This is a genomic window from Thalassospira povalilytica, assembly GCF_002844235.1.
GTDB lineage: Bacteria > Pseudomonadota > Alphaproteobacteria > Rhodospirillales > Thalassospiraceae > Thalassospira > Thalassospira povalilytica.
Window position 1 is genome coordinate 233333 of the sequence record NZ_PGTS01000003.1, and the last position, 22731, is coordinate 256063.

21 protein-coding genes are annotated in these 22731 nt (G+C 53.6%); 10 read left to right on the forward strand and 11 right to left on the reverse strand.

Annotation, left to right across the window (positions count from 1 at the left end; genetic code table 11):
• Window positions 1-135: 135 nt before the first annotated feature.
• The gene (ribA, locus tag CU041_RS09465; protein ID WP_101246656.1) at window positions 136-1293 is read right to left on the reverse strand and encodes a GTP cyclohydrolase II; all 1158 of its coding nucleotides are present in this window, start codon (window positions 1291-1293) and stop codon (window positions 136-138) included.
• A 387-nt stretch (window positions 1294-1680) separates the two neighbouring features.
• Here ribA and CU041_RS09470 point away from each other — a divergent pair, with 387 nt between their 5' ends.
• A complete protein-coding gene (locus tag CU041_RS09470; RefSeq protein ID WP_101246657.1) occupies window positions 1681-2370 on the forward strand; it encodes a response regulator transcription factor in 690 nt (229 codons plus the stop codon).
• Between the two features lie 221 nt (window positions 2371-2591).
• On the opposite strand, the gene CU041_RS09475 is transcribed toward CU041_RS09470, so the two are convergent.
• Window positions 2592-3287, reverse strand: a complete 696-nt coding sequence (locus CU041_RS09475) for a YggS family pyridoxal phosphate-dependent enzyme (RefSeq protein ID WP_101246658.1) — start codon at window positions 3285-3287, stop codon at window positions 2592-2594.
• Window positions 3288-3335: 48 nt separating this feature from the next.
• On the opposite strand from CU041_RS09475, the gene CU041_RS09480 reads away from it, so the two are divergent.
• Complete coding sequence (locus tag CU041_RS09480) at window positions 3336-3968, forward strand: thiamine phosphate synthase (RefSeq protein WP_101246659.1); 633 nt, start codon at window positions 3336-3338, stop codon at window positions 3966-3968.
• Window positions 3969-4004: 36 nt separating this feature from the next.
• On the forward strand, window positions 4005-5228 hold the full coding sequence (locus tag CU041_RS09485) for a glycosyltransferase family protein (RefSeq protein WP_101246660.1): 1224 nt from the start codon (window positions 4005-4007) through the stop codon (window positions 5226-5228).
• 98 nt (window positions 5229-5326) lie between these two features.
• Here the strand turns inward: CU041_RS09485 and CU041_RS09490 are convergent, their stop codons facing one another.
• Window positions 5327-6346, reverse strand: a complete 1020-nt coding sequence (locus CU041_RS09490) for a porin (RefSeq protein WP_101246661.1) — start codon at window positions 6344-6346, stop codon at window positions 5327-5329.
• Window positions 6347-6940: 594 nt separating this feature from the next.
• Window positions 6941-7930, reverse strand: a complete 990-nt coding sequence (locus CU041_RS09495) for a porin (RefSeq protein ID WP_101246662.1) — start codon at window positions 7928-7930, stop codon at window positions 6941-6943.
• Window positions 7931-8183: 253 nt separating this feature from the next.
• Here CU041_RS09495 and CU041_RS09500 point away from each other — a divergent pair, with 253 nt between their 5' ends.
• Genes CU041_RS09500 through holA form a run of 4 tightly spaced genes read left to right on the forward strand, consistent with a single transcriptional unit; the run spans window position 8184 to window position 11016 of the window.
• A complete protein-coding gene (locus tag CU041_RS09500; RefSeq protein ID WP_228194866.1) occupies window positions 8184-8747 on the forward strand; it encodes a DUF3576 domain-containing protein in 564 nt (187 codons plus the stop codon).
• A gap of 5 nt (window positions 8748-8752) precedes the next feature.
• Window positions 8753-9427, forward strand: coding sequence for a hypothetical protein (locus tag CU041_RS09505; protein WP_101246663.1), 675 nt, complete (start codon window positions 8753-8755; stop codon window positions 9425-9427).
• Window positions 9428-9934, forward strand: a complete 507-nt coding sequence (gene lptE, locus CU041_RS09510) for an LPS assembly lipoprotein LptE (RefSeq protein WP_101246664.1) — start codon at window positions 9428-9430, stop codon at window positions 9932-9934.
• A gap of 50 nt (window positions 9935-9984) precedes the next feature.
• Window positions 9985-11016, forward strand: coding sequence for a DNA polymerase III subunit delta (gene holA, locus CU041_RS09515; protein ID WP_101246665.1), 1032 nt, complete (start codon window positions 9985-9987; stop codon window positions 11014-11016).
• A 109-nt stretch (window positions 11017-11125) separates the two neighbouring features.
• Here holA and CU041_RS09520 read toward each other — a convergent pair whose 3' ends face one another.
• The 7 genes from CU041_RS09520 to CU041_RS09550 all read right to left on the reverse strand — a co-directional run bounded on the left by CU041_RS09520 (window position 11126) and on the right by CU041_RS09550 (window position 18637).
• On the reverse strand, window positions 11126-12343 hold the full coding sequence (locus CU041_RS09520) for a ParB/RepB/Spo0J family partition protein (protein ID WP_101246666.1): 1218 nt from the start codon (window positions 12341-12343) through the stop codon (window positions 11126-11128).
• Window positions 12340-13167, reverse strand: a complete 828-nt coding sequence (locus CU041_RS09525; RefSeq protein ID WP_101246667.1) for a ParA family protein — start codon at window positions 13165-13167, stop codon at window positions 12340-12342. Before CU041_RS09525 ends, CU041_RS09520 begins: the two co-directional genes overlap by 4 nt.
• Window positions 13164-14027, reverse strand: coding sequence for a 16S rRNA (guanine(527)-N(7))-methyltransferase RsmG (gene rsmG, locus CU041_RS09530; protein ID WP_233433061.1), 864 nt, complete (start codon window positions 14025-14027; stop codon window positions 13164-13166). The genes CU041_RS09525 and rsmG overlap by 4 nt, the downstream gene beginning before the upstream one ends.
• A 458-nt stretch (window positions 14028-14485) precedes the next feature.
• Window positions 14486-16393 carry a tRNA uridine-5-carboxymethylaminomethyl(34) synthesis enzyme MnmG gene (gene mnmG, locus CU041_RS09535; protein WP_101246668.1) on the reverse strand — a complete coding sequence of 636 codons (1908 nt, stop codon included), beginning with the start codon at window positions 16391-16393 and terminating at the stop codon, window positions 14486-14488.
• A 143-nt stretch (window positions 16394-16536) separates the two neighbouring features.
• Complete coding sequence (gene mnmE, locus CU041_RS09540) at window positions 16537-17910, reverse strand: tRNA uridine-5-carboxymethylaminomethyl(34) synthesis GTPase MnmE (protein WP_101246669.1); 1374 nt, start codon at window positions 17908-17910, stop codon at window positions 16537-16539.
• Between the two features lie 143 nt (window positions 17911-18053).
• Window positions 18054-18377, reverse strand: coding sequence for a (2Fe-2S) ferredoxin domain-containing protein (locus CU041_RS09545; protein WP_101246670.1), 324 nt, complete (start codon window positions 18375-18377; stop codon window positions 18054-18056).
• Window positions 18378-18382: 5 nt separating this feature from the next.
• Window positions 18383-18637, reverse strand: a complete 255-nt coding sequence (locus CU041_RS09550; protein ID WP_101246671.1) for a DUF6489 family protein — start codon at window positions 18635-18637, stop codon at window positions 18383-18385.
• A 293-nt stretch (window positions 18638-18930) separates the two neighbouring features.
• Between CU041_RS09550 and CU041_RS09555 the strand changes: the two genes are divergently transcribed.
• From CU041_RS09555 to CU041_RS09565, 3 genes are all read left to right on the forward strand, one after another.
• Window positions 18931-20970, forward strand: coding sequence for a thioredoxin domain-containing protein (locus tag CU041_RS09555; RefSeq protein ID WP_101246672.1), 2040 nt, complete (start codon window positions 18931-18933; stop codon window positions 20968-20970).
• Window positions 20971-21064: 94 nt separating this feature from the next.
• Window positions 21065-21553 carry a methylated-DNA--[protein]-cysteine S-methyltransferase gene (locus CU041_RS09560; protein WP_101246673.1) on the forward strand — a complete coding sequence of 163 codons (489 nt, stop codon included), beginning with the start codon at window positions 21065-21067 and terminating at the stop codon, window positions 21551-21553.
• 151 nt (window positions 21554-21704) lie between these two features.
• Window positions 21705-22679: a quinone oxidoreductase family protein gene (locus CU041_RS09565; RefSeq protein ID WP_101246674.1), complete on the forward strand. Its 975-nt coding sequence runs from the start codon at window positions 21705-21707 to the stop codon at window positions 22677-22679.
• Window positions 22680-22731: the final 52 nt, after the last annotated feature.

The following is a 22731-nucleotide window of genomic DNA, read 5'->3' on the forward strand; positions in this document are numbered from 1 at the left end:
GATAATTTGCAAAAGGAGTGCCAGTTTGGAGATCAAATAACCTATTGAAAAATAATGATATTATTCAGGAACGGTTTTGGGAAAAGCTGCCTGTCGGAATCTTCTGCCGGGTTACGGGATCCCATCCTGGCACAATCAGAACAGATGCCCTGCCCGATCTTTCTTGGTTTGCAGATAAAATTCGTTGTGACCGTTCGAAGGGAATTTGTGGGGAACGCGTTCGGACACCTGAATGCCCCAGCTTTCCAGTCCGGTCAGCTTTTCCGGGTTGTTGGTCAAAAGACGCACTGTCTCAAAACCCATCTGTCTGAGCATCTCGGCGGCCGGCCGGTAAACGCGTTCATCGGCGTCAAAGCCAAGTTCTTCGTTGGCATCAAGCGTATCAAAGCCGCGATCCTGAAGTGCATAAGCACGCAATTTGTTGACCAAGCCGATCCCGCGCCCTTCCTGGCGCAAATATAGAACGATGCCACCTTGCCCGCTGCGCGAAATTTCGGAAATTGCACCGCGCAATTGCGGGCCGCAATCACAACGCAATGATCCGATCAGATCACCGGTAAAGCATTCCGAATGCAACCGAATCAGCACCGGTTTGTCCTTTGCCGGTTCATCAATGACGATGGCCAGATGTTCCTGTCCACCGTCTTCGGGACGGAAGGCAATGACAGTCGCATTTTCGGCATCTTCAAGCGGCACACGGGCTTCACTCACCTGGCGCAGACTTGCGGCAGAGGCATTTTCATATCCATTGATGCTGTCTGATTGCAGCACCAGAAGATTTTGCGCCCGTGCCAGATTTTCCAGCTGATCGGCGCCAACCCGAACCGTCACAACAGCCGGCAACAGTCTTGCCAGTTTTGCCAATCGAATGGCGGCACTTTCGGCCATTGAAACCGGGCGCCAGTCACCTGTTGGCAATTTTTCAAGATCAAGCAACGGGTTGGCGATCTCGCCCAGCCGATCTGCATTGATTGCCGATCGGTCCGCGCTGACAAATGCGATAAACGGATCATCCTTGCACGCCTGTCCCAGTGATTTGGCGCGCACACGCGGAATAACGATTGCCGGGGCTTCGTTGCCATTTGCGATATCACACAAACGATCAAAACCAAGTTGCGACAACGGTTCTGCGGCAATGACAGCCACATTGTGGGCTTCGCCGTCCTGATGGCCTTGCACCAGAACGATTTCGCCACGGCGCAAATCGGCCACAGCGCGTGATACAGTCACAAGATCAGTGGCCGGGATCAGATTGCTGTCATTTTGGGCCGGGGCAACAGAACTTTGGGTCATCGTTATCTTGTCTTTATGATCACAACATCGCGATCTGGTGGGTATGGGGCTGGATAAGGACCCGAATTACTTAATATAACCGCATTGGTCAGTCAGGTTTCATTCCAAGCGCTGCGCAAAATCGCAGGAAGATAGACATCTTTCAAGATTTTACAGCAATGCACACCGGATAAACCCGACCGGGTGACTGTATTAAGTAATACGCATCCTGCACAGGATTAATGCGAAAACAGTTTGTTCTTGAAAATGCACTTTAAGGCGCTGATCCTAGATTGAGTACTTTATATATGGCGGGCCGGACCGGAAGTTCCAGAAAACAAGGTAACACCCGGTTCCTGATACGGCCCAATATATAGACCGGATCGCGCAAGCAGCAAGGGATGGTGAATGTCGACAGGTAAACAGGTTCTTGTGGTCGAAGATGATGCAGCTTTGAGCCAGTCGCTGACTGAACAGCTTCGCCTGCATGAAGAGTTTGAATGCGTGGTCGCGAAAAGCGGTGCAGATGCACTTGATGCTGCCAAGGAATCCTATTTTGATGTGATCCTGCTTGATGTCGGGCTTCCCGATATGGACGGACGTGACGTGTGCAAACTCATGCGTCGGGCGGGCGTCAAGTCACCGATCATCATGCTCACTGGTGCCAATAGTGATTCAGACACCATCCTTGGCCTTGAATCCGGTGCCAATGACTATGTTACCAAGCCCTTCCGGCTCAATGTCCTGCTGGCGCGCATTCGCGCCCATATCCGCCAGCATGAACAAAGCGAGGATGCCGTTTTTGTCATTGGTCCATACAGCTTTCAGCCAAGTGCCAAGATATTGATTGAAACCGCGACCGAGAAAAAAGTCCGCCTGACAGAAAAGGAAACTTCGATTCTGAAGTTCCTGTTCCGTGCCGGCGACAAGCCGGTTACCCGGGAAACCCTGCTTGATGAGGTATGGGGCTATAATGCCGGGGTGACGACCCACACGCTTGAAACCCATGTTTACCGGTTGCGCCAGAAAATCGAAAAAGACCCGTCAAATGCCGCGATCCTGATCACCGAGCCCGGCGGATACAAACTGATCCCTTAGTCAGGTTTTTGACCCGAATAAAAAAATCCCGCTTCTGGCGGGATTTTTTGTCACAAAGAACGGATGAAACCGTCATTGTCTTTCGGCTGGTTATCCACAAAAATGCGCCTTACCTGAAAATACGTTCAAAACACATGATTTCGGCAAAAAAATCGGTGAAATGACAAAACTTTCCCCTTAAATCGGCATTTTCGGGGAAAAAATCACCGTATTTTTGGGAATCAATAGCCTCGTGACCCGAAAATGGCTGTCCCAACCCGCACATGAGTAGCCCCAATGGCGATTGCAGCCTCGTAATCACCACTCATTCCCATGCTTTTGATTTCCAGTCCATGTTTCTGCGCAATCTTGCCAAGCAGGGCAAAATGCGGGGCCGGTTCCTCATCAACAGGAGGAATGCACATCAGCCCCTTGATCGGCAGCTCAAGCTCTTCGCGACACATCCTGATGAATGCATCAGCATCCTTTGGCGCGATCCCGGCTTTTTGCTCTTCCTCGCCAGTATTGATCTGAATAAACAAATCAGGGCACTCACCGGTTTTGTCACGGTGCTTTGCCAGCGCATTTGCAAGTTTCGGACGGTCAACGGTTTCAATCACATCAAACAGTGCGACCGCATCTTTCAGCTTATTGGTTTGAAGCGGCCCGATAAGATGAAGTTCGATATCGGGAAACTCTTCACGCAGCCCCGGCCATTTCCCTGCTGCTTCCTGGACCCGGTTTTCACCAAAAACCCGCCTTCCTTCAAGCAGGGCCTTGCGCACATGATCGGCTTCGTGATTTTTGCTAACACAGACAAGGGTGACTTCAGCCGGATCACGCTTTGCGGCAACACAGGCCGCATTGATATTTCTCTGAATTTCGGCAAGGTTTTCAGCAACATCGCTCTTGTCGGATGACAGATCAGACTGGCTCATGGATGATAGGCCCTTAATCGGTGGCAGACGAAGATCAGGATCATAACAATGGATGACACCCTGTTAAAGCAGGCTCGCCAACTCAATGTGCGCAATAGCCGCCCAGGGTCTGTTTTTCCGCCGGTCATACTTTTGACCGACGATCACCGTTTGCCCGATCCGCGGTCGGCGATCAAGCAATTGCCGCGTAACAGCATGGTGATTTTTCGTCATTACAACCATCCTGATCGACCAAAACTGGCAGCATCACTCCGGCAGCTTTGCCGCCTGCGCCAAATCCGGTTTCTGGTTGCAAATGACCTTGGGCTTGCGCTTGAAATTTCTGCTGACGGAATTCATCTTCCGGAATATCGCATTCTCCAAACGCCTGGAATTTATCATCAAATTCCGACAGGGATGATTACGACATCCGCCTGCCATGGGATCAAAACCCTGCACCACATGGCGCTCCTTCCATCACGCCATCGACCAAGCGGAGTGTTGATTTCACCGGTATTTTCCACCCAAAGTCACCCCGGTAGGTCGGGCCTTTCACTTCAGCAAGTTCAACAGATGGCAATGCTATGTCACACCCTTGGCATCACGCCGGTCGGACTGGGTGGAATTAACCGGAAAACATGCAGAAACCTGCGGTCTTCCGCCCTTGCTTCTTTGGCCGGGATAGGGTTTTCTTCTGAGTGAACCGCACCTTTCGGTGATTGGAGAATAAGCCCCGTAATGCCCCGCCACCTGCATCCATCGCGCAAGACTTTTGCGCGTTTCGCCTCCAGACAACCCTTTCAGTTCGGCCTGCCCAATGTCAGCCCGGAACTTGCTCAGGCATCTGACAACAGTCCTGTTTATTTCACGCGTACGAACTCGCTTTTGCGTCAACAGGTTCTTGGCAATGCCAAGGGAGTTGCCATCAAATCCGATGCCTTCCGGTTTCAGGTGCTGCCGCGTGATTGCTGGGGAAAAGCCGACTTTTCCAAAAGTTCGGTTCTGTTTTTGATCCCCGACGATGCGCTTGGCGATTGTGTTGGTATGACTCTGTTTCTCAGGGCATTTCTTCAACGCTATCCACATGCGAAAACAGCCGTTCTTAACAGTGCCGCGGCTTCTGATATCTTTGCTCTGATCCCCGATCTTGCGATTTTTCAGTTGTTCATTTCTGCGCGGAACCTCGCACAGTTTGAATATGTGATTGATCTGAGCGAGATGGAAGGATGGAAAGATATCGCCACCATGCCGGTCAACCCGGAAGAAGCCCTTTGCGAAGCCTTTGAATTGGCGCCGGTTCCGCTTGAAAAACGCGATGTCAGTTTCAAACCCGGGATCAATATCGGCATTGTCCCGATGGCCTCTTCCCCACTTCGGACATTACCACCGGAGCTTGTCGGGAAAATCAGCACGCTATTTGCCCGTCATGATGCCAATGTCACGATTGTTTTGAATGCCTATCAAGGGGTGATGAAGGCCTATAAAGCGGCACTTGGCGATCTGGCCGCACCCAATATACGGATCGTCGATGGATTTAAGACGATCGGCGATCTTGTGCAGTTTGTCTCGAAGCAAGATTACATGGTAGTCGCCGATAGCGGCCCGGCGCATATTACCAAGCTTTTTCAGACACCGGGGCTCGGGATCTACAGTTCGGCTTCTGCCAAAACACTTCAGGGACGCCATCAGAATTTGCGCAGCTGGCAAAGCGGCTTTGTCGGCCCCTATTGTCAGGCGCCATGCGGACTTGCGAAGTTGCGTGCGACGCCCGATGGCAAAATCGGCTGTATGGGAAGCCTGAATGTTGCGGCCAGTGTGTTAAGCGAACTACCGCAAAAAAGCGATCCGGCCCTCGCCCGTACTTTGGTAACCGAAAACCCCGTCCCCTGCGTTGCCGAACTTGGCCAAAAAAGCGATGCGATTTTATCGCTGCTCAAAACGGAGCTATCGCTGGATAGCTGATGCTCCACAGCACCGAAAAATCGCAAAAAACCAGATAGAACAAAAAAGAAAGGGTGGCATAAGCCACCCTTTCCACGTCTGTATCCAATTCCGAGGAATTAGAAGTTCAGAACCAGACCGGTAACAGCGCCGTAGCCGTCATTGTCAGACTGACCAGCGGTGTCAACTTCATCATCGAACCAGAAGATCGAAGATTTCCAGGTCACGCCTGCACCAAGGGTGTAAGCAAGGCCAAGGTCAACGGTGCTGATTTCACCGGATACGTCGGCATCGTCGCCACCGTTACCGTATTCAGCATAGCCATAGGTCAGGGAGACTTTGGCAGCGTCCATTGCATAAGAAACGCCAATGTCATACGCGTCGGTGTCACCAGCAGTGGTTTCACCTTCACCCTGTGCATAGTCGTCTTCGATATGGCCCCAGGAAGAACCAACTACGAAGTTACCGAAGCCAACGGTTGCACCAACGCCATACCAGTTGCCTTCACCCTGGTTTTCACCGACAGCAGAAACGCCGAAGGAAACACCGTCGAAATCACCCTGGTAGCTAACACCTGCAGAAACGATGTTGTCGCCGTCGGTTGCTTTGTCGTTGTTGTTCGAGCCGCTGTCGTCAGCATAGGAAACGCCAGCCTGGAAACCACCCATGTTCGGGGTGAAGTAGGTAGCGCGTTTCTGGTCGCCGCTCGAAGGAACGGTATCGATCAGGTATGCGTCGACCCAGTTGGTCAGGTCGCCATCGTTAACGCCAACCGGACCGACCGACGGTGCGGTGATGCCAAGCGAGTCAGCAGCCGAGTCGTCTTTACCCAGTTTGAACTGACCGAAGCCACCGTTTACGAACAGATATTGTTCGTCGATCTGGTCATCAGAAGTTTCACCTTCGAGTTCGATCACTGCACCAACTTCGATGCCGTTATCAAGGGTGGTTTTACCTTTGAAATGAACTTCGGTGTCAGACTGGAATGCGTTTTTGGATTCGCCGACGTCCTGATCAGCTACACCAGCCCACTGTTCCATGTAGCCACCAACTTCAAGCTGGATTTTTTCAGAAGCCTGTGCGGAACCTGCAACAGCTACAGCGACGAGCGCGCTGGAAGCAAAAAGAATCTTTTTCATCTTTACCCTCAAAGAATGACGTTTCGGGAATGAAGGGGTTGAACCGAGCGGCCCTTCAATCTGTCGAGGGACATAAAAACCTTTTAATGACTTATGGTCAACTATCATAAACGACCAATGGTCATTTAAATATCGCACTGTGGCATTTTAAGCACACCACCTAGCTAGCGCACTGATTTTTTGAGTGTATATATAGTTTTGCAATGAGTATCGGTCACCAGAAGTATCAGATGACGTGTGTATTTATCTATATACCCCTATAAATATCCTCAGGTCATTTATTGTTCCTGGCATGCTGCAAAGCGACCAGTTGGCAGATATTCCGCAATGATGACCGCGCTGCCAAAGCCCCACCATTCAGCAATGCCAAGACAGTATACTCAAACGCAAATATTGGTCTGAACGAGCCAGGTTATAGCTTCAAGAAAAGCCCGACTGCAGAAGTCCAACAGATTTTCCGTCGGTCCCAGTTTAAGCAAAGTCGGAGAGGATACAGTAAACCTATGATTAGGAGATTTCGGCTTTAAACGGTCAAAAAAAGAAGGAGGCGGAAAAAATCCGCCTCCTTCAATTCTTCAGCTAATCCAGTAAGGATTAGAAGGAGAGAGCAAGACCAGTAACAGCGCCGAAACCGTCGTTGTCGTTGGTGTTGTTGTCTGCATCGTCTTCGAACCAGAAGATCGAGGACTTCCAGGTCACGCCAGCACCGAGGGTGTAAGCAAGACCGAGGTCAGCAGCAGCAACTTCGCCGTTACCATAGTCAGAGAAAGCATAGGTTGCGGAAACGGTTGCTGCGTCCATTGCATAGGAAACACCAACATCGAAACCATCAACATCATAAGTACCGGTGGTGGTGCCGAACTCTTTGTCTTTCTCACCGTAAGAAGCGCCAACTACGAAGTTCGCGAAACCAACATTTGCACCAATGTTGTACCACTCACCTTCGTTTTTGCTTTCGCCGGTTGCAGCAACAGAAACAGAAACGGCATCGAAGTCGCCGTTATATTCTACGCCACCGGAAACAACTTCACGACCGTTGGTGGTCTGGTCATTAGCTTCTGCATCAGCAGAGTCGGTGTAGGAAACACCAGCGCGGAAACCACCGAAGACCGGGGTGTAGTAGGTGATTTTCTGATCATCACCATCGTCCCAGCTGTTGTTCGGAACGTTCGAGGTGGAGATCCACTTGGTGAGGTCGCCGTCGTTTGCGCCAACCGGGCCAACTGCCGGAGCAGAGATGGTCATGTCGCCAGCTGCGCCATCTTCGGAACCAAGTTTAACCTGACCGAAACCGCCGTTAACGAACAGGTACTGTTCGTCAGTAGCGTTGTCACCGCCTTCGATACCGAATTCGATTGCTACGCCAACTTCGATGCCGTTATCAAGGGTGGTTGCACCTTTGAAGTGAACTTCGGTATCGGACTGGAACTTGTTTTTGCCTTCAGCGTTGTTGTCTTCATCAGCAACACCGACCCACTGTTCCATGAAACCACCGAGCGACAGGCTGATTTTCTCAGAAGCCTGTGCCTGGCCTGCGAAAGCAACAGCGACGAGTGCGCTGGAAGCTACCAGAATCTTTTTCATCTTTTCCCTCAACGTCTTTGCAAATGCGCTTGAGCGCATAACAAAATTAGGTGAGCAGCTTTTTTGTTATTGCCGCTCGGTTCGACGTTATGGAGCCAGTATTTTTTGCTGTCGTCAACGATACTGTGATCAAAATGCGACATTTTTCACATCATGTTGCACAAAAACCACACATGTTTTTATTTGCCCGGCGCGCCATCCGCCTTATAGTGCGGGCAACTGCTGAACGACACTCGATATTAAGGGCTACACCGTGAACAGTTCTTTCGCCAAATTCGCGACCATTGCTGCACTTTCTGCCTTTTTGGCAAGCTGTGCTGGATCACAAGCTGACTATGACAGTTTTCCAGGGTCTGCTCCTGGAGATCAGAAAGTGAATGGCCGCAAAGCAACGCGCGCCGATCTGAAAGAGCAAGGATCTCTGTTCGGTGGTGATGGCCTGAACATTTTCGGTGGCGAAGAGGCCAAGCCGGGCGCAGGTGGATCCGGCATCGGTGTCAACAGCTTCTTGTGGCGTGCCACACTTGATACCCTGTCATTCATGCCCCTTAATTCGGCCGACCCGTTTGGCGGTGTGATCATTACCGATTGGTATTCGCCGGCAGAGACCCCGAATGAACGCTTCAAACTGACCGCGTATATTCTCGGCACAGCGTTGCGATCCGATGCCATCAAGGTTTCGGTATTCCGTCAGGTCAATGTAGGTCCGAATCAGTGGCAGGATGCGGTGGTCGAAGCAGGAACGGTTACCTCGCTTGAAGATGCGATCCTGACCCGTGCCCGCCAGCTGCGCATCGACAGTGCAAACGCCCAATAGGGTTGATGGCACAGGACACCTTATATATATCGCCCGAATTCAACCCCCATTCGCTTGAACGCGACTGGGGGTTCGTCATGCGCAGCCAGCACCCTGCTATGTACGCCGCACTGTCAAAAGACCTTTCAGCGTTGCGCCGTGCAATGTTTGATCATGTCATCGCGCAAGCAACGGTCACCCAAAACCAGGGTGACCAGGCAAAGAAGCCCGCTTTGCGAAATGATGCCAAGGTCACGACGGAGTCGGTGAGCCCCGATGCACAGCAGCTGTATCGCGAAGTTGGCCTCGATACCCTGTCACTGGCGTTGCTGGCGGATGTTCCCATTCACCGTCCATTGCAAATAAGTCACAACAGTCTGGTTGGTCATTGGCGCTGGCTGCGTCAGGTTTGGCGAACATGTGCGGATTTTTCCGAAACAATGTCCCACGACGGCATCAAAGAATCCCCAACCCCGGAAATCATCACAGCCATTGATGAAGGACGAAACAATCTGGCAATTGCCCTGTTGCGTCAAAGCTTCCGCGACCTCGAGTCGGAGGATAATTCCACGTCGGCACGATCAAACCGGACGCACCATTCTTTTCTTGCCAATCTAACTCTGTTTTGCCCTTTTATCGGAACCGAACTATTGTGGCGGCAAGGCCTGATCGCTGGCCCGAAAGACAGAAGGCTTGATTGAATGAAAATGCGCGCGATTCTTCCGGTTTTGGCACTTGTTGCCCTGACGACCCTGAGTGCCTGCGGCTTCCGGCCGCTTTACGCAACAGGGGGCGACAATTACAACACCGCTGCAAACATGGCACTTGTCAAAGTTGCCCTGATTAATGACCGCGTCGGTCAGGTCACGCGCAATGCCTTGGTCGAGACCCTGACCCCACGGGGGCAAAGCAAGACCCCCTTGTATGACCTTAAAGTCACACTGAGCGAATCGACCAGTGAACAGGGCTTTACCAAAGACAACGAAGCGACAATCGCCGATTACCTGATCACGGCGACCTATGAACTGACGCGCCGGCAGGATTCAAAGGTCCTGCGCAAGGGCAATGTCAGAACCCGTACCAGTTACAATATTGTCGATTCCGATTTCGCAACCATCGAAGCCGAAAGCGCCGCCCAGGCCGATGCCGCACGGACTTTGGCCAATCAGCTTGCCAACCAGGTCGCAATCGGCCTGAGATCGCAATAAATCCCGTTCTCTCATTTCTGCACCCGATACCAGGATAACCAAGACGCTTCATGAAGCTCAAGGCAGCCCAAGTCGAAACCTTTTTGCGCAGTCCCGATGCCAAGGCACAGCTGATCCTGATCTATGGTGAGGATGAAGGCCTTGTTCGCGAACGCGCCGTGCGCCTGGCCAAAACCGTTGTCGAGGATCTCAAGGATCCGTTTCGGGTGATCGAACTTGGTATCCCGCAGCTTAAGGAAGATGCCGGACGCCTTCGTGATGAGGCCGCCGCGATCAGCTTTGGCGGCGGACGCCGGGTGATCCGCATCCGCGACATTGGGGAAGCACAAGCCCCGATTATCGCAGACTTTCTGGCCGATCCGGCTGGTGATGCCCTGATTGTTATTGAAGCCGGCAGCCTTGCTTCGAAATCCAAACTGCGTCAGGCGGTCGAAAAAGCCGGCAATGGCATGGCCCTGCCCTGTTATGCCGATAGCGGTCGCGACATTGAAACCCTGATCCAGTCGATCATGGAAGAACACAAATTGCGGATCGATCGTGATGCCACGCGCTATCTGGTGGCAAATCTCGGATCCGACCGCATGATTTCACGAAGCGAGCTTGAAAAGCTTGCACTTTATGCGCTCAAAGACGGTCAGGTCACGTTGGCCGATGCGATGGCCTGTGTTGGTGATAGTTCCGCCCGCCATTATGACGATGTCATTCAGGCTGTTTCACAGGGCAATGTCGTCAATCTTGATGCAGCACTGACCCGACTGGTGGAAGAAGGTCTCAACCCGGTCGGCGCATTGCGCATGATGATCAGCTATTTCCAGAAATTGCATCTGGTTAAGGGACTGGTTGCCCAAGGTACCAACGCCGATCAGGCAATGAAGTCCCTGCGCCCGCCCCTGTTTTTCAAGGCAGCAGACCAGTTTCGTGCCAATCTGAATAATTGGGCGGTAAATAACCTGCAACGTGCCCTGCAAATTCTGCTTGAGGCCGAAAAGGACTGCAAAAGCGGCCTGGCCATCCCGGAAACCATTGCCCATCGCGCCATGATCAAGGTTGCCGTCGCCCGCCAGAAACAGGCACGGCGGTAACAGTTTTCATCGAATATTTTATTGATACCAATTAAAAACGGGCCACCGATCGGATGGCCCGTTTTTTGTGGCGAGATGATCTTTGTCGCCGAGTAACCGACAACCCCCGTCATGCCTTGTCGGTTATGATCAACTCATCAAGCTCGTCTTCATCGATCGCATCGGATTCGATTGGCGTATCGCCTTCCGGTCCATCGACGACGGCAGCAAGATCAATCCCGTCATCCTCGCCATCGCTTTCCGGCAAGGTAGCATCGGCGATGCTTTCAAGTTCCGCGGTCAGCTTCTCTTCTGGATCTTCGTCGTCTGCGGCCGGGTCATCGTCTTCGATAAACATCGAATCGAATTCATTCTCGTCCGAGTCGGATATTGCCGAACTGTCTGCATCTCCGGTCAGATCATGGGCCTTGCCATGTGTAAGCCGTTGCAAAATGTCATCAAGCTGCTCAAGCGTTTCATAGCGAATAGAGATTTTTCCAGCCGCGCCATCAAAATCAATATTTACCGCCAACCCCAACATGTTGCTAAGGTCACGTTCAAGAGCCACAGTATCTGGGTCTTTATGCGCAGAAGCCCCACCAGACGCTTTTTTGGGCCGGGATGCCTTGCCGCCGTCGGTTTTCACCAGCTTTTCTGTCTGGCGAACATTCAATCCCTTTTTGACAATCTGGGCTGCAAGCTCGACAGCATTTTCCGCCCCCAACAATGCCCGGGCATGGCCGGAGCTCAGAACCTTGTCAGACAGCATTTGCTTGATCGGGGCTGGCAGTCCCAACAAGCGCAAGCTGTTGGCGATGTGACTACGGCTTTTGCCAAGCGCCTGACCCAGTGCTTCCTGGGTGTGCGAGAACTCGTTCATCAGGCGGTTATAGCCTTCGGCCTCTTCAAGCGGCGACAGATCCTGACGCTGAAGGTTCTCGATAAGGGCAATTTCAGCTGTTTCGCGATCATCGAAATCACGCACCAGCACAGGAACTTCATGCAATTGTGCCCGCTGTGCCGCGCGCCAGCGACGCTCACCCGCGATGATTTCATAGGTGGTTTCGCCCGTAGAAGACGCACGCACCAGAATCGGCTGAATGATCCCCTTTTCACGGATCGAGGCAGCCAGATCATCAATGGCTTCGTCATCAAAATTGCTGCGCGGCTGGAATGGCGACGGCTTCAAATCCGTAATGGCAATCAGCTGTGTGGTGCCGCCCGGCCCCGGATGACCACCAGCCGATGCTTCACCGCCTGCGGCAACTGCAACGCCGACATCTTCGTCATCTTCACCCAGAAGTGCAGACAGTCCTCTCCCCAAGCCGCGTTTTTTTGCTTCGCTCATGCTTTAACCCCTTCGCGTTTCAGGACTTCGCTTGCCAGATTGAGATAGGCCCGTGATCCCGGGCATTTCATGTCGTAAACCAGAACCGGCGTCCCGTGACTGGGGGCCTCGGAGACACGAACATTGCGCGGAATGACAGTGCGATACACCACGTCACCGAAATAATCGCGTACGTCATTGGCAACCTGTGCCGACAGGTTGTTGCGCTTGTCATACATGGTCAGAACAATGCCCTGGATTTCCAGATCCGGGTTAAATGCCTTTTTGACACGTTTGATGGTGCGAACCAGATGACTGACCCCTTCAAGGGCAAAGAATTCGCATTGCAACGGCACAAGAACCGCATCAGACGCCACCAGTGCATTCAAGGTCAAAAGACCAAGCGACGGCGGGCAGTCGATCAGCACGTAATCAACATCCTGCGGCAACTTGCCCAGGGATTCTTTCAGCTGCATCTCGCGACGTTCAAAATCGACCAGTTCGATCTCGGCACCGGACAAGTCCATGCCGGACGGCACAATCGTCAAACGCGGGATCGCGGTTTCCTGACGCGCTTCTTCCAGCGAGTTGCCATTGATCAGCACATCATAGGAACTGATCTGACGATCCGAAGGACGCAACCCCAAACCGGTGCTGGCATTGCCCTGCGGATCAAGGTCAACAATCAGAACACGCTGATTAACCGCAGCAAGCGCCGTCGCCAGATTGATGGTGGTGGTTGTTTTACCAACGCCCCCCTTCTGGTTCGCAACCGCAATGATACGCGGACGATGCCCTGCCCCTTGTGACTGGGCGGAAAGCGGCAAGTCAATTACATCAGTCACCGGCCAACTCCTTTTAAGATCATCACGACTCCGTCCGGATCCACCAGACTGGCATGCGTGGTTACATCAAACGACCAACCAGCGTTTCGTGCATCCGCCAGCTCATCCTCAAAGGCACGTCCCTTCAGCAGCACATAATGGCCACCGGCTTTCAAATGTCTTTGTCCCAATTCCAGCAATTTTGGCAGCGGTGCAAAGGCGCGCGCCGTAATCACATCGGCCGCGCGCGGTGCTGCGGCTTCGATCCGTTCACGGGCAATTTCCGTCTGTGCCAGAACATTACAAACCCGGGCTGCTTCCATCAGGAACACCGTTTTTTTGGTATTGGATTCCATCATGGTGACGTTGCCCGCCCCAAGAATGGCCAAAACGATGCCCGGGAATCCGGCGCCAGAGCCGAAATCAACGATTTTACCCTCTGCAGCAACATCCTGCAGATACGGCCAAAGCTGCGCAGAATCCTGTAAATGACGTCCCCAAACGTCTTCAGCCGTACTGGCGCCAACGATGTTAATACGTGGCTGCCATTTGACGACAAGGTCTGCGTACTGGTTCAAACGGTCCAATGTTTCACGTGAAACATTCAAATCGCGTTCGAACCACGTTTTTACGGGTGCGGAAATGGATTGCATAAATGATTTATACGTCCAGTTTGAAAGACACACCAGACTTGATTTTTGACGTTTTGCGTTTTTCATCGCGTCGCGGCGAAAAAAATCGATAAAAGTCGGCTCGAATGTTTCACGTGAAACATCATTTGTCAGAAATCGAGAGGCCAGATGATGAAAAGATAGACTTGGTATTATCGTAGCCATCGCCCGACCGATGACGCACCCGACAATAGTTCCCTCTCCAGTCATCGCTTAGTAGATGCACCAAAGAATGTTTCACGTGAAACACTACTATACGCATCCCGCCTTCCAGGTTGCGCACCTACCCACGTAGACGCAGCGCAACCCAACAATATCCCGCCATTCGCTAGATCTGCCCTGATCACCGCAAGCGCCCTGCCCGCACTTCACCCGAAAGAACCACCCACAAAGTTGCCCGACCCAGGTCGTGTATCGGTCACATCTCGCGGTGCAGATACGTGGCAGTCTGTTAGGTTAACGGCGTCGGATTTTCGGTAACCTAACTGGCCGGTATCCCCCGCCCGATCAGGAGGCGTTGCCAATTAAGCTGCTAATAAAATGTCCTGATGCGACTCCCAAGAAAGAACCTGGTGCAGTTGTTCTGGCGGTCATTCAGAACGAAGAACGCAAAAAGGCCCGGCTGATTGCTCAACCGGGCCCTTGCAGAATGAATTTGTCAGATGTTACTAGGCGCTTTTGGCCGCCTTGTCATCGCTGCCACGATGCTTGTGGCTTTTGATATGGCCAAGCAATGCTGTTACCGCTGCCGGGGTTACGCCCGGAATACGCGACGCGGCCCCAATCGTTTCAGGTTGAATTTCCTTGAGCTTCAACCGGATTTCAGCAGACAGACTTCCGACGGAATCAAAATCAAGGCCACGCGGCAAGCGCAATTCTTCGTCTCGCCGGAACGCGGCGATGTCTGCGGCCTGCCGGTCAAGATATCCTTTATATTGTGCATCGATCGCCACCTGTTCCTTGATCGCCGGATCAAGATCGCCAAGCTGCGGCCACACGCGGGTCAAGGTATCAAAATCGATATCGGGATAGGCCAGAAGGTCATATGCAGATCGGCGCACGCCGTCCTGGTTGATCCTGATATCAAACTTGGCCAGACCATTGGGCGTTTCCGTCAGGGTCGAAACTTCATCCTTTGCGGATTGCAGGGCGGCTTTCTTTGCCCCCCACACCTGTTCGCGGGTTGACGCAATACAGCCAATATCAAGACCGCGATCCGTCAGACGCTGATCGGCGTTATCGGCGCGCAGCATCAGTCGATATTCCGCACGCGATGTAAACATGCGATACGGTTCGCGGGTCCCCAGGGTCACCAGGTCATCGATCATCACACCAATATAGGCATCGGCCCGATCGAGCACGAATTCACGTTCGCCACCATCGGCGACCAGTGCCGCATTCACCCCGGCAATCAGGCCCTGCCCGGCTGCTTCTTCATAGCCGGTCGTGCCATTGATCTGTCCGGCAAAGAACAGACCGGCGACCTTTTTGGTTTCCAGCGTATGACGCAATTCGCGCGGATCAACGAAGTCATATTCGACAGCATAACCGGGGCGGAAAATCTCGACCTTTTCCAGACCCGGAATGGTGGCGAGCATGGCCAACTGCACTTCTTCGGGAAGCGAGGTCGAAATGCCGTTCGGATAGACGGTCGGATCGTCGAGCCCTTCGGGCTCAAGAAAGATCTGATGCTGGTTCTTCTCGGCAAAGCGCACGACCTTGTCTTCAATCGACGGGCAATAACGCGGGCCGCTGCTTTTGATCTGGCCGCTATACATCGGGGCGCGATGCAGATTGGCGCGAATGATTTCGTGGGTTGCCTCGGTCGTCCAGGTCATATGACACGGAATCTGAGGCACCGTAATTTCCCTGGTCAGGAAGGAAAACGGATCCGGCGGATTGTCGCCAGGCTGTTCCTGCAAACTTGCCCAATCGATGGTGCGGCCATCCAGACGTGCCGGCGTACCGGTCTTTAATCGGCCCAGTTTGAAATCATATTTTTCCAGCGTCTCGGAAAGACCCATTGCCGGGGCATCACCAATTCGCCCGGCCGGCGTGGTCTTTTCGCCGATATGAATCAGACCGCGCAGGAAGGTACCCGTGGTCAGCACCACCGCACCGGCACGGTATTCAATACCGTCGCCTGTGATGACTCCGGCCACGCGATTGTTCGCGTCAATGATCAGGTCTTCAACCCCGCCTTCTAGGATCGTGAGGTTTTCCTGATTGGCGAGGATATCCTGAACCGCTTCGCGATAAAGCTTGCGATCGGCCTGTGCGCGCGGACCCCGTACGGCCGGCCCCTTGGACCGGTTGAGCATACGGAACTGAATACCGGCACGGTCAATGGCGCGCCCCATCACACCGTCAAGCGCATCAACTTCGCGCACCATATGTCCCTTGCCCAAACCGCCGATGGCCGGGTTGCAGGACATTTCACCGATGCGATCAGCGCGATGGGTCACCAGCGCCGTTGCTGCCCCCATGCGCGCAGCAGCAGCCGCAGCCTCGCAGCCGGCATGGCCACCGCCAACAACAATCACATCAAAACGGTTGTGCGACACATTCTGTGACATCGAATTCCTCACTCAATCCCCACACCGATATGTGGCGGGTTTGAACCTTTGCGGTTCGAATAGGCTTATCAGGTCCGGTCAATGGACCAATGTTTCACGTGAAACAATCGCAGGGCTCGATCTATAGCGACTCTTCCCTGATCTTATTTTCCGATACAGAAGTCCCCGAAAATAATATCGAGCAAGTCTTCCACATCGACACGTCCGGTAATCTTGCCGATCTCGCGTACTGCCAGGCGAACATCCTCGGCAGCAAGTTCTGCGATTTCGGTCTGCAATCCGCGATCAAGATGATCGCTGGCACTTTCAAGTGCACGCCGGTGTCGCAGCCTTGTCAAAGGCACGGGCCCGGCAAAATCGAGCCCCTCTTTTACGCGAGTTTCCAGCAGTTGCAAGAGGCTTTCGACCCCCTGCCCGGTCATGGCCGATATGGCCAAAACGGGAAGCTCCAGGCGATCCCCTTCAACCGAAGCACCCTGCCAGACGGTCGGGATATCATCCGCATCGCTGCCATCAACCTTGTTGATCAGGATGATGGTCTTTGCATCAATCAGCCGCGCGGCTTCGGGATCGATATGGGGCCAGTCGGCACGATCAACAACAACAAGTCTGAGATCGGCATTCTCGGCCCGCTCGGTCGCGCGACGCACCCCTTCGCTTTCGATCACATCACCGCTTTCGCGCAGGCCTGCGGTATCGACCATGGTCACCGGGAAACCACCAAGATCAAGATGAACCTCGATCATGTCGCGCGTGGTCCCGGCAATCTCGGAAACAATTGCCGCATCGCGCTGTGCCAGACGGTTCAGAAGGCTCGACTTCCCGGCATTGGGTGCACCAAGAATGACGATCTGGAACCCTTCGCGCAGGCGTTCGCCCCGGCGGTTATCAGCCAGATGGCGTTTGACCTCGTCATTCACCGCACGCAGATCGCCATGCACCACCGGCACAATCCCGTCGGGCAGATCTTCATCAGGGAAATCAATATCGGCCTCGATATGGGCCAATGCCTTCATCAGGCGCGCACGCCAGCCTTCATAAAGCGTACCAAGCTCACCCGCCATCTGACGCACGGCCTGACGACGCTGTGCCGCGGTTTCCGCATCAATCAGATCAGCGATCCCTTCAGCCGATGTCAGGTCCATCTTGCCGTTTTCAAAGGCCCGTCTGGTATATTCGCCCGGTTCGGCAATGCGCAGCCCGTTCTGACATGACAGGCAATCAAGAACGCCTTCGATCACGGCACGTCCGCCATGAACATGCAGCTCAACCACATCTTCACCGGTAAAGCTTGCCGGGCCGGCAAAATAGATCGCCACCGCATCATCAAGACGCTCGCCCGATTGCGGATCACGGATCGGGGCATAGACTGCATGACGCGGTTTTGGCAACGTATCGCGCCCCAACAGCGCACAAAGCGTCTGCCCGGATAACGGCCCCGAAAGGCGGATCACGGCCACACCGGCACGCCCGGCCCCGGATGACAGGGCAAAGATGGTTTCTCGGCTTGCAATCATGATGGATCGTTCAATCTTGTGGTTTCGGTTCGTGCTGTCGATATCGTTCAGTCGCGCGCAAAGGTCAACCTAGCGCAGTCTTCACCAACAGGGTTTTAACAGTGCAAAAGAAAACGGCCCCGACAAAGGGACCGTTTGAATTCTTATTGATCCGGCGAAAGCTGCAATCTTTCGACCACCTGACCACCGACCAGGTGATCATCAAGAATGGCGTCAATATCTTCCATCGTCTCGTACCGATACCAGGTCCCTTCCGGATAAATCACCATCACCGGGCCCAACTCGCACCGGTCCAGACATCCGGCCGTGTTGATCCGGGTCATCGGAATGCCGAGTTCCTTGGCGCGGACTTTCATGTAATTGCGAAGCTTGGTCGCGCCCTTGGAATTGCAACAGCCCCGCTCATGGCCAGCCGGGCGTTCGTTCTGGCACACAAAAACATGCGCCTGATAGTAGTGGTCAGTCACTTGGTTCAGTCCTTGTCACCGCTTCCGCCGGTTGATCCGTTGAACTGTCCCCAGAACGCTTTCTGAAGCTGTTCCCAATTCTGGATACCCTGCGGGAGCCAGGTATTAAGCATGGTTTCCGGATCCATTGCCGCCAAATTGGCCTTCATGCGGTCTTCGACCTCTTTCATCATGGCCTTCTGCATCGGCTGAACATCAGGAAGCCCAAAGAAGGTGCGGGCCTCTTCGGGGGTGCAATCAATGTTCACGGTTACTTTCATCGCCCTGATCTCCTTTTATTTTCTGATTTTTGTCCGCATCATTATGGCGCGCCTGCCTGCCATCTCAATCACAATAACCATATTGGCAGCATATTGGATCATTTCCCGGCAATATCACGAATTTGAGACAAAGATTACTGCCAATTGCCTTTATGAATGATCCCATAGGCCTTAGAGTCCCTTTTAACAGCACTGTCCGTCGTGATCTGTTCGTCATTCGATCACCATCGGGCACGCCACAACGATAATGCCGCCCCGCCAATATTGAGCCAACCGGTGGCACAGGACACGACATGGAACTTACACGGAACAATCTTGGGTCGGAAACCAGCCCCTATCTTCTGCAACACCGTGACAATCCGGTGCATTGGCAACCCTGGAGTGCCGAAGTTCTGGCCGCAGCCAAGGCAGCCAACAAGCCGATCCTGCTGTCGATCGGCTATGCCGCCTGTCACTGGTGCCATGTCATGGCCCATGAAAGTTTCGAAGATGATGACATGGCTGCCCTGATGAATGACCTGTTCATCAATATCAAGCTCGACCGGGAAGAACGCCCGGACCTTGATGCGATTTATCAGAATGCGCTGGCCCTTCTGGGCCAACAGGGCGGCTGGCCATTGACCATGTTCCTGACACCCGATGGTGAACCGTTCTGGGGCGGGACCTATTTCCCGAAAGAAGCCCGCTATGGTCGGCCCGGATTTGATGATGTGCTCAAGACCGTGTCAAAGATCTATACCGACAAGCCTGATGATGTGCGCCACAACGTCACCCAGATATCAAACGCCCTGATCAAAATGAACAGCGGTGCGACCGGATCTGTTCCCGGTCTTGAAATGATTGATCGCTGCGGGCGTGGCTGCTTGCAAATTATGGACGGGGAAAATGGCGGTACCGGCGGTGCGCCAAAATTCCCGCAGCCAAGCCTGTTGTCGCTAATCTGGCGCACCGGGGTCCGAACCGGCGACGCCGATCTTGGACGGATCGTCAAACACAGCCTTGATCGCATGTGCCAGGGCGGCATTTATGATCATCTGGGCGGCGGGTTTGCCCGCTATGCGGTTGATGATCAATGGCTGGTGCCGCATTTCGAAAAGATGCTTTATGACAACGCCCAGCTGATTGATCTGTTGTGCGATGTCTGGCGCGTCGATGGCAATCCGCTTTATGCCCGCCGCATCGAGGAAACCATCACTTGGATCTTGCGCGAAATGCGCATTCCCGGCGGGGCCTTTACTGCAAGCCTTGATGCCGACAGCGAAGGGGTCGAAGGCAAGTTCTATGTCTGGTCAGAGGCCGAGGTCGATGACCTTCTTGGCGATGATGCCGCGCTTTTCAAAAAATTCTATGATGTTTCTGCCCGTGGCAACTGGGAACATCACAATATCCTGAACCGCACCAAATCGGGGCTTGCGCTTGCCGATGACGCAACCGAGGCAAAGCTTGGGCAATTGCGTGAAAAGCTTCTTGCCGCACGGGCCTACCGCGTTCGTCCGGGCTGGGATGACAAGGCGCTGACCGACTGGAACGCCATGACGATTGCCGCCCTCGCCGAAGCGGCCATGACCTTCCACCGGGCCGACTGGCTCGATTACGCCAAGCTTGCCTTCAATTTCGTCACCAATAGCCTGATGAAAGATGGTCGCTTCCTGCACAGTTACCGCGAAGGCCGCGCCCAGCATGCCGGAATGCTCGAAGATTATGCCCATATGATCCGCGCAGCCCTGCGTCTGTTTGAATGCTTTGGCGAGGATGCCTATCTGCGCGATGCGATTGCCTGGTCGGAAACGGTCGAAGACCTGTTTGCCGATGCCAAGGGCGGCTATTTCCAGTCGGCCTCAGATGCCAGCGATCTGGTGGTTCGTCAAAAGCCGTTCATGGATAATGCCGTGCCGTCGGGCAATGCGATCATGGCCCAAAATCTGGCGAAGCTATATGCGCTGACCGGCGATACCAAATACCGTGATCGTGCCGAAATCACCCTTTCGGCCTTTGGCGGGCGCATTGCCGAACAGTTCCCCAACATGCCCGGATTGCTTCTGGCCGCCGAAATGTTGCAAAACCCGGTTCAGATTGTGCTGATCGCCAAGGAACGCAGCCAAACATATCTTGATATGCGCCGGGCGATTTTTGGCCAATATCTGCCCAACCGGGCGATTACCATCCTTGGTAATGGTGATCCCCTGCCCGCCGGACATCCGGCCGAGGGAAAAACCGCGATCGGTGGCAGGGAAACCGCCTATGTCTGTCAGGGTCCGGTTTGTTCCGAACCTGTAACGAACGCAGAAGATCTTGCCAAACTGCTTGCCGGGCTGCCTGCCAACCCGGCATAAGTCGTCATCATAATCACCACCTGCACTTGTCACCTTGCAAGTACGACCGATAAGTACGAGCAACAAGTGCCACCAATATCTGAAAGTATGTTCCATGCCCCAGATTTCGATGAACAGCCCGGTTGGCGCGATCACGATCTTCGAATTTGATGGTCAGATCGTCGCCCTTGACTGGGGATTTGTCGACGAGATGGAAACCAGTCCGGTCCTCGAAGAAGCCAAAAAGCAGCTTAATGCCTATTTTTCCGGGCAGCTGAATGCCTTTGACCTGCCATTGGCACCCGATGGTACGGATTTCCAAAAGGCCGTCTGGGACGCCATGTGCAAGATCCCCAAGGGTAAAACCGCAACCTACAAGGACTTGGCGACCGCGGCCGGATCGCCCAAGGCCTTCCAGTCGGTCGGAACGGCATGCGGAATGAACCCGATCCCGATTATCATCCCCTGCCACCGTGTTCTTGCCAGCGGTGACAAGCCGGGTGGCTATTCCGGCCAGGGCGGATTGGAAACCAAGCGTGATTTGCTCAAGATCGAAGGGGTCGAACTTGTCATCGGCGATGATCAGGGAAGCTTTGATCTTTAGACCGACCGATGGCTTTTGCAGGCGAATTTGACCCGGCAATTTCACCCAGCGAAATACATAACTCCCCTGCTGCAAATCCCGATTTTCTGACCTACACTCAACCCATTGATGAAACAGACGTTCAAAAGAACGGAACAATGGGAGGTCATCCATGACCAAAGCATTCCGCTTTTACGAAACAGGCGGCAGCGATGTGCTGCGCTTTGAAGATGTGGAAGTTGGCGCACCGGGTGCCGGTGAAGTACGCCTGGCACAAAAGGCTATCGGTCTGAACTATATCGATATCTATTTCCGTTCCGGTGTTTACCCGGCCCCCGCCATGCCATCAGGTCTTGGGCTTGAAGGGGCCGGCGTGATCGAGGCGGTTGGCGAAGGTGTCACCGATCTTGCGGTCGGCGACCGGGTTGCCTATGCCGCCCAGCCGCTTGGTGCCTATGCCGAATCCCGCGTGATGCCGGCCAAGGGACTGGTCAAAATCCCTGATGATGTCAGTTTTGAACTGGCTGCCGCTGCGATGCTTCAGGGCATGACCGCGCAATATCTTTTGCGCCGGACCTATAAGGTGCAAAAGGGCGATACCATCCTGATCCATGCAGCGGCCGGCGGTGTTGGCCAGATTGTCTGCCAGTGGGCAAAGCATCTTGGCGCAACCGTGATCGGGACGGTCGGATCAAAGGAAAAGGCCGAAATCGCCAAGGCCAAGGGCTGCGACTATCCGATCCTTTATCGTGACGAGGTGGTTTCCGAACGGGTGATGGAAATCACCAACGGTCAGGGCGTTGAAGTTGTTTATGATTCTGTCGGCAAAGACACGTTCGAAGATTCACTTAAATGCCTGAAACGTCTGGGCATGATGGTCAGTTTCGGCCAGTCATCGGGCAAGGTCCCGCCGGTTACGCTGGCACAGCTTGCGCCGGGTGCCTATTTCCTGACCCGCCCAAGCATCTTCACCTATAACGCCACCCGTGAGGAGCTTCTGGCATCGGCCGGTGAGCTGTTCGACGTCCTGAAATCGGGCATCGTCAAGATCGACATCACGGCGACCTATCCGCTTGCCGATGCCGCCAAGGCCCATGATGATCTTGAAGGCCGCAAAACCAACGGATCGATTGTCTTTACGGTCTGATTGATCGGATAAATCCGATTGTGGTCTGATATCAAAAGATTTTTTGACAAAG